Annotated in this window: 5 protein-coding genes and 1 pseudogene; 4 read left to right on the top strand and 2 right to left on the bottom strand. The window is 71.6% G+C overall.

The window, feature by feature from the left end; translation table 11 throughout:
* Positions 1 to 144 precede the first annotated feature (144 nt).
* Positions 145 to 1,425: an endonuclease/exonuclease/phosphatase family protein gene (locus Q7T52_RS07900; RefSeq protein ID WP_304801157.1), complete on the top strand. Its 1,281-nt coding sequence runs from the start codon at positions 145 to 147 to the stop codon at positions 1,423 to 1,425.
* 88 nt (positions 1,426 to 1,513) lie between these two features.
* On the opposite strand, the gene meaB is transcribed toward Q7T52_RS07900, so the two are convergent.
* Together meaB and Q7T52_RS07890 are read right to left on the bottom strand one after the other, a co-directional pair.
* Positions 1,514 to 2,467 carry a methylmalonyl Co-A mutase-associated GTPase MeaB gene (meaB, locus tag Q7T52_RS07895; RefSeq protein ID WP_304801155.1) on the bottom strand — a complete coding sequence of 318 codons (954 nt, stop codon included), beginning with the start codon at positions 2,465 to 2,467 and terminating at the stop codon, positions 1,514 to 1,516.
* Positions 2,451 to 3,839, bottom strand: coding sequence for an acetyl-CoA C-acetyltransferase (locus Q7T52_RS07890; RefSeq protein ID WP_304801153.1), 1,389 nt, complete (start codon positions 3,837 to 3,839; stop codon positions 2,451 to 2,453). Before Q7T52_RS07890 ends, meaB begins: the two co-directional genes overlap by 17 nt.
* A 148-nt stretch (positions 3,840 to 3,987) precedes the next feature.
* Here Q7T52_RS07890 and mce point away from each other — a divergent pair, with 148 nt between their 5' ends.
* The 3 genes and pseudogenes from mce to Q7T52_RS07875 form a co-directional block, all read left to right on the top strand.
* Complete coding sequence (mce, locus tag Q7T52_RS07885) at positions 3,988 to 4,437, top strand: methylmalonyl-CoA epimerase (protein WP_304801151.1); 450 nt, start codon at positions 3,988 to 3,990, stop codon at positions 4,435 to 4,437.
* A 248-nt stretch (positions 4,438 to 4,685) separates the two neighbouring features.
* Entirely contained in the window at positions 4,686 to 6,023 is a 1,338-nt protein-coding gene (gene ccrA, locus Q7T52_RS07880) for a crotonyl-CoA carboxylase/reductase (RefSeq protein WP_304801148.1), read from the top strand.
* 155 nt (positions 6,024 to 6,178) lie between these two features.
* Positions 6,179 to 6,420, top strand: a pseudogene (locus Q7T52_RS07875) (hypothetical protein); the annotation flags it as partial.

Genomic DNA, 6,420 nt, shown 5'->3' with positions numbered 1-6,420 from the left:
CCGGGCGCTTGAGGGCCGAGAGGTCGATGGCGCCACGACGGGTGAACGGCTGCTGCGTCATGCGACCAATCCTAGGGACGTGGCCCGTGGGACGTTCACCTGGCGTTGGCCCGCGGCATCGGCGACCCGTGGCAGGGTGGCGTCATGACGACGCTTTCTCGGGCGCGACTGATCGCCCTGCCCTCCCTCTTCCTGCTCGGCGCGAGCCTGCTGACAGCGGCGCCGGCCGACGCCGGCCGCCACGACGGCGGCGCGCACGGCCACCACGCCAACGGTCACGGCAACGGTCACCACGGCAACGGTCACGGTCACCAGACCCGCGAGGTCCGGTTCCAGACGTTCAACGCCTCGCTCAACCGCGCGACCGCCGGTCAGCTGGTCGCCGACCTCTCGACGACGACCAACGCGCAGGCCGCGACGGTGGCCGAGATAGTCCAGCGCACCCGGCCCGACGTGCTGCTCCTCAACGAGTTCGACTACGTGCCCGGACAGCGCGCGGTCGACCTGTTCCGCGACAACTACCTCGAGCGCGGGCAGCACGGCGCCCAGCCGATCACCTACCGCTACGCCTACGTGGCGCCGTCCAACACCGGTGTCCCAAGTGGGTTCGACCTCGACGACAACGGCACCGTGGGCGGCGGCAACGACGCCTACGGCTTCGGTGACTTCGAGGGCCAGTACGGCATGGTCGTGCTGAGCAGGTACCCCATCGACCGGTCCGAGGTCCGCACCTTCCAGACCTTCCGCTGGGCCGACATGCCCGGCAACCTCATCCCGACCGACTTCTACTCCCCCGAGGAGCAGGCCGCGCTCCGGCTGTCGAGCAAGAGCCACTGGGACGTGCCGATCAAGGTCGGTCGCAAGACCGTCCACTTCCTGGTGTCCCACCCCACACCCCCGACCTTCGACGGCCCCGAGGACCGCAACGGGCGCCGTAACCACGACGAGATCCGCTTCTGGGCCGACTACGTCTCCGGTGGGCGGGCCGCCCGCTACGTCTACGACGACCGCGGCCGCCGCGGCGGGCTCGACCGCGACGCGTCGTTCGTGATCGCCGGCGACCAGAACGCCGACCCGCTCGACGGCGACTCCGTCGCGGCGGCCGTCGACCAGCTGCTCGACCACCCGCGCATCATCGACCCGCAGCCGACCTCGGCCGGCGGCCCCGAGGCCGCGGCCCGCCAGGCCGGCGCCAACACGACCCACCGTGGCGACCCGCGCTACGACACCGCCGACTTCAGCGACAACCCGGCGCCGGGCAACCTCCGCGCCGACTATGTCCTCCCGTCACGCCGCGGCCTCAGGGTCCGTGACGCCGGCGTCTTCTGGCCGGTCCCGGCCGACCCGCTGTCACGCCTGACCGGCGAGTTCCCGTTCCCCTCGTCCGACCACCGCACCGTCTGGGTCGACGTCCAGCTCCGATAACCCACGACAGGCCACCCCACGGTGGTCGAGCCGGGCGAGCCCTGGGCGAGCCCGCGTCGAGACCACCGTGCAAGCACAGCGAGAGCCGTCAGTCCCCCAGCAACCGGTCCGCAGCGGCGTACGGGTCCGACTCCCCCGCGACGACGGCAGCCGCCAGGGAGTCGAGCTCGGCGTGCTCGCCGACCCCGGACCACCGCGACCGCAGCGCGGCGACGGCGATCGCCTCGATCTCCGCCCGGGCCCGGCGCTCGCGGCGGCGCTGCAGCTCGCCGGAGCCCTCGGACCAGCTGCGGTGCTCGTCGAGGGCGGCGACCACCTCGGGCACGCCGTCGCCGGACTGGGCGGTGGTCTTGAGGATCGGGGGGTTCCAGGCGCCCGCGCGCCGGTCGGCGAGGGCGAGCATCGAGCGCAGGTCGCGGGCCACCTGGGCGGCGCCGTCGCGGTCGGCCTTGTTGACGACGTAGACGTCGCCGACCTCGAGGATCCCGGCCTTGGCGGCCTGGATGCCGTCACCCATGCCGGGCGCGAGCAGGACGACGGTCGAGTCGGCGAGCCCCGCGACCTCGACCTCGCTCTGGCCGACCCCGACGGTCTCGACGAGGACGACGTCGAAGCCCGCGGCGTCGAGGACCCGCATCGCCTGGGGGGTCGACCAGGACAGGCCGCCGAGGTGGCCGCGGGCGGCCATGGAGCGGATGTAGACGCCGTCGTCGTCGGCGTGGTCGCCCATCCGGACCCGGTCGCCGAGCAGGGCCCCGCCGGAGAACGGCGAGGACGGGTCGACCGCCAGGACGCCGACCCGGCGGCCGTCGGCGCGCAGCGCCTTGACGATCGCATTGGTCGAGGTCGACTTGCCGACGCCGGGGGCGCCGGTGATGCCGACGACCTGGGCGCGCCCGGTGTGGGGCGCCAGCGCCGCCATCACCTCGCGCAGCAGGGGTGACTCGTCCTCGACCAGCGAGATCAGCCGCGCGACGGCCCGGGGCTCTCCGCCCCGGGCCCGCGCGACGAGCTCGCTGACAGGCTCAGTTCTTCGGGACACGCACGATCAGCGCGTCACCCTGGCCGCCACCGCCGCAGAGGGCGGCCGCACCGACGCCGCCACCGCGGCGCTGCAGCTCGAGCGCGAGGTGGAGGACGACGCGGGCACCGGACATCCCGACCGGGTGGCCGAGGGCGATGGCGCCGCCGTTGACGTTGACCTTGTCGTCGGGCAGGCCGAGCTCGCGGGCCGAGGAGATGCCGACCGCGGCGAAGGCCTCGTTGAACTCGACGAGGTCGAGGTCGGTGGGCGCGATGCCCTCCTTCTGGCAGGCCAGGGCGGTGGCGTTGGCCGGCTGCAGCTGCAGCGACGAGTCGGGGCCGGCGACCATGCCGTGCGCGCCGATCTCGGCGAGCCAGGTGAGTCCGAGCTCCTCGGCCTTGGCCTTGCTCATCACGACGACCGCGGCGAAGGCCTCGTTGAACTCGACGAGGTCGAGGTCGGTGGGCTCGATGCCCTCCTTCTTGCAGGCCAGCGCGGTCGCGTTGGCCGGCTGCAGCTGCAGCGAGGAGTCGGGGCCGGCGACCATGCCGTGCGCGCCGATCTCGGCGAGCCAGGTCAGCCCGAGCTCCTCGGCCTTGGCCTTGCTCATGACGATGACCGCAGCGGCGCCGTCGGAGATCTGGGAGGAGGAGCCGGCGGTGACGGTGCCGGTCTTGGAGAACGCCGGGCGCAGCTTGGACAGCGAGTCGGCGGTGGTGTCGCCGCGGACGCCCTCGTCCTGGCTGACGACGACCGGGTCGCCCTTGCGCTGCGGGATCGAGACCGGGACGACCTCGTCGTCGAAGACGCCGTTCTTCCAGGCGGCCGCGGCCTTCTGGTGCGAGAGGGCGGAGAACTCGTCCTGCTCCTCGCGCGTCAGGTTGGTGCCGGCCGCGTTGATCTCCTCGGTGAGCAGGCCCATGGCCTGCTGGGTGACCTGGTCGAAGAGCGCGTCGTAGGCCATCGAGTCGACGAGCTTGGTGTCGCCGAACTTGGTGCCCTCGCGCGAGCCCATCAGCAGGTGGGGCGCGTTGGTCATCGACTCCATGCCGCCCGCGACGACGATCTCGCACTCGCCGGCGCGGATCAGCTGGTCGGCCATCGCGATCGCGTTGAGGCCGGAGAGGCAGACCTTGTTGATGGTGATCGACGGGACGTCCATGGGTACGCCGCCGGCGACGGCCGCCTCGCGGGCCGGGTTCTGGCCCGCTCCGGCGAGGATGACCTGGCCCATGATCACGTAGTCGACCTGGTCGCCGGACACGCCGGCCTTGTCGAGCGCCCCGGCGATGGCGACCCCGCCGAGGTCGGTCGCCTTGAGGGACTTCAGGCCGCCGAGCAGGCGGCCGATCGGCGTACGAGCACCGGCGACGATGACGGATCCGGACATGGGAAAGCCTCCGCAGGGAAGTTCGGGTGAGTCCTGGCGACGATACCCACGAGGAACTCGCTGCGGGAGGGTGTCCGTCGCCTGCGAGCGAGGCGCACGTCACACCCCGGTCCGGCCAGATCCGGCCGGATCCGGCCAGAATGGCGGCATGAGCTCCCCCGGCATCGAGATCCCCGAGCACCTCTTCACCGCCATCGACCACGTCGGCATGGCGGTGCCCGACCTCGACGAGGCGATCGCGTTCTATCGCGACACCTTCGGGATGCGCCTGGCGCACGAGGAGACCAACGAGGAGCAGGGCGTCCGCGAGGCCATGATGGCCGTCGGTGACTCCGGCTCCCACGTGCAGCTGCTCGCCCCGCTCAGCGAGGAGTCGACGATCGCGAAGTTCATCGGCCGCAACGGCGCCGGCTGCCAGCAGGTCGCCTACCGCGTCACCGACGTCGAGCAGGTCAGCGCCATCCTCCGCGAGCGCGGCCTCCGGCTGCTCTACGACGCCCCCCGGCGCGGCACGTCCGACTCGCGCATCAACTTCGTCCACCCCAAGGACGCCGGCGGCATCCTGGTCGAGCTCGTGGAGCCCGCCGCCTCCCACTGACGCCGAGTCGGCGTAGAGATGAAGTCAGGACGCGCCGAGTCGGCGCACGTGCTGAGCCGCTGCGCCGACTCGCGCTGATCCGACTCGCACTCTGCGCCGACGCGCGGTGGCGGTCGCAACCTTGTCGCGACGTGGGGCATGGTCAGGTGACGTCCCACACACCGACCCCGACGGACGGTTACCCACCGGTATCTTGCGGGCTGGTCGCGCCCCGACCACGACGCCGACACGTACAGGAGACTCCCACCGTGCAGCACATCCTCGACGCCATCCAGGCTGGTGACACCTCCAGCGAGGACTTCGCCGCCCTCGCCCTGCCCGAGTCCTACCGGGCCGTGACGGTCCACAAGGACGAGGTCGACATGTTCGAGGGCATGGCCTCGCGTGACAAGGACCCCCGCAAGTCGCTCCACGTCGAGGACGTGGCCCTGCCGGCCCTGGGTCCCGGTGAGGCCTACGTCGCGGTGATGGCCTCCGCGATCAACTACAACACCGTGTGGACCTCGATCTTCGAGCCCGTCTCGACCTTCGGGTTCCTCGAGCGCTACGGCCGGCTCTCCGAGCTCACCAAGCGCCACGACCTGCCCTACCACGTGGTCGGCTCCGACCTGGCCGGCGTCGTGCTCGCCACCGGGCCCGGGGTCACCAAGTGGAAGCCCGGCACCGAGGTCGTCGCCCACTGCCTGAGCGTGGAGCTCGAGGACTCCGACGGCCACGACGACACGATGATGGACCCCCAGCAGCGGATCTGGGGCTTCGAGACCAACTTCGGCGGCCTGGCCCACATCGCGCTGGTCAAGTCCAACCAGCTGATGCCCAAGCCCGCCCACCTCACCTGGGAGGAGGCCGCCTCCCCGGGCCTGGTCAACTCCACCGCCTACCGCCAGCTGGTGTCCAAGAACGGCGGCAACATGAAGCAGGGCGACAACGTCCTGGTCTGGGGCGCCTCCGGTGGCCTGGGTGGCTTCGCGACGCAGTACGCCCTCAACGGCGGCGCCGTGCCGGTGTGCGTGGTCTCCAACGAGGAGAAGGCCGCCATCGCCCGCTCCATGGGCGCGGAGCTGATCATCAACCGCTCCGAGGAGGGCTACCAGTTCTGGAAGGACGAGCACACCCAGGACCCCAAGGAGTGGAAGCGCTTCGGCGCCAAGATCCGCGAGCTCACCGGCGGTGAGGACATCGACATCGTCTTCGAGCACCCCGGCCGCGAGACCTTCGGCGCCTCGGTCTACGTGACCCGCAAGGGCGGCATCATCACCACCTGCGCCTCGACCTCGGGCTACATGCACGAGTACGACAACCGCTACCTGTGGATGAACCTCAAGCGGATCATCTCCTCCCACTTCGCCAACTACCGCGAGTCGTGGGAGGCCAACCGCCTCATCGCCAAGGGCGCCATCCACCCGACCCTGTCCAAGACCTACACCCTCGACGAGGTCGGCCAGGCCTCCCTCGACGTCCACCACAACGCCCACCAGGGCAAGGTCGGCGTCCTGTGCCTGGCCCCCGAGGAGGGCCTCGGGGTCCGCGACCACGAGCTCCGCGAGCAGCACCTCGACGCCATCAACCGCTTCCGCGGGGTCTGACGAGGCGCGATCACAGCCTGAGACGGCTCTCACCGGACCCGGCCCCGAGACGGGCCGGGTCGGGGTGGGATCGGGGGCTCGGATCAGGGAGGATGGGGCCAGCCGCTTCCCTGGCTGACTTCCCCGCACCCCCGACCCCCTGTGAGGTTCACCGGATGAACGACCGAGGCCTGTCCATCTTCGACGAGGAGCCGGACGAGACCGAGTCCGCCACGACGACTCCCGGCCTCCAGAAGGGCGGCGGGCCGTCCGGCTCGTCCGATCCCGACGCCGAGCGCACGCAGGTCATCCCGGCCACGCCACCGGCCCCGCGCGCCCGCGGCGGCCAGTCGTCCGCTGCCACGACCCAGGTCCGCCCCGCCCAGCCGGCCCCCCAGGGCCGACCCGTGATCCCGCC

This window comes from Nocardioides sp. (genome assembly GCF_030655615.1).
Classification (GTDB): Bacteria; Actinomycetota; Actinomycetes; order Propionibacteriales; family Nocardioidaceae; genus Nocardioides.
The sequence above is the reverse complement of the archived record's forward strand: the minus strand, read 5'-3'. Positions and strand labels throughout refer to the sequence as shown.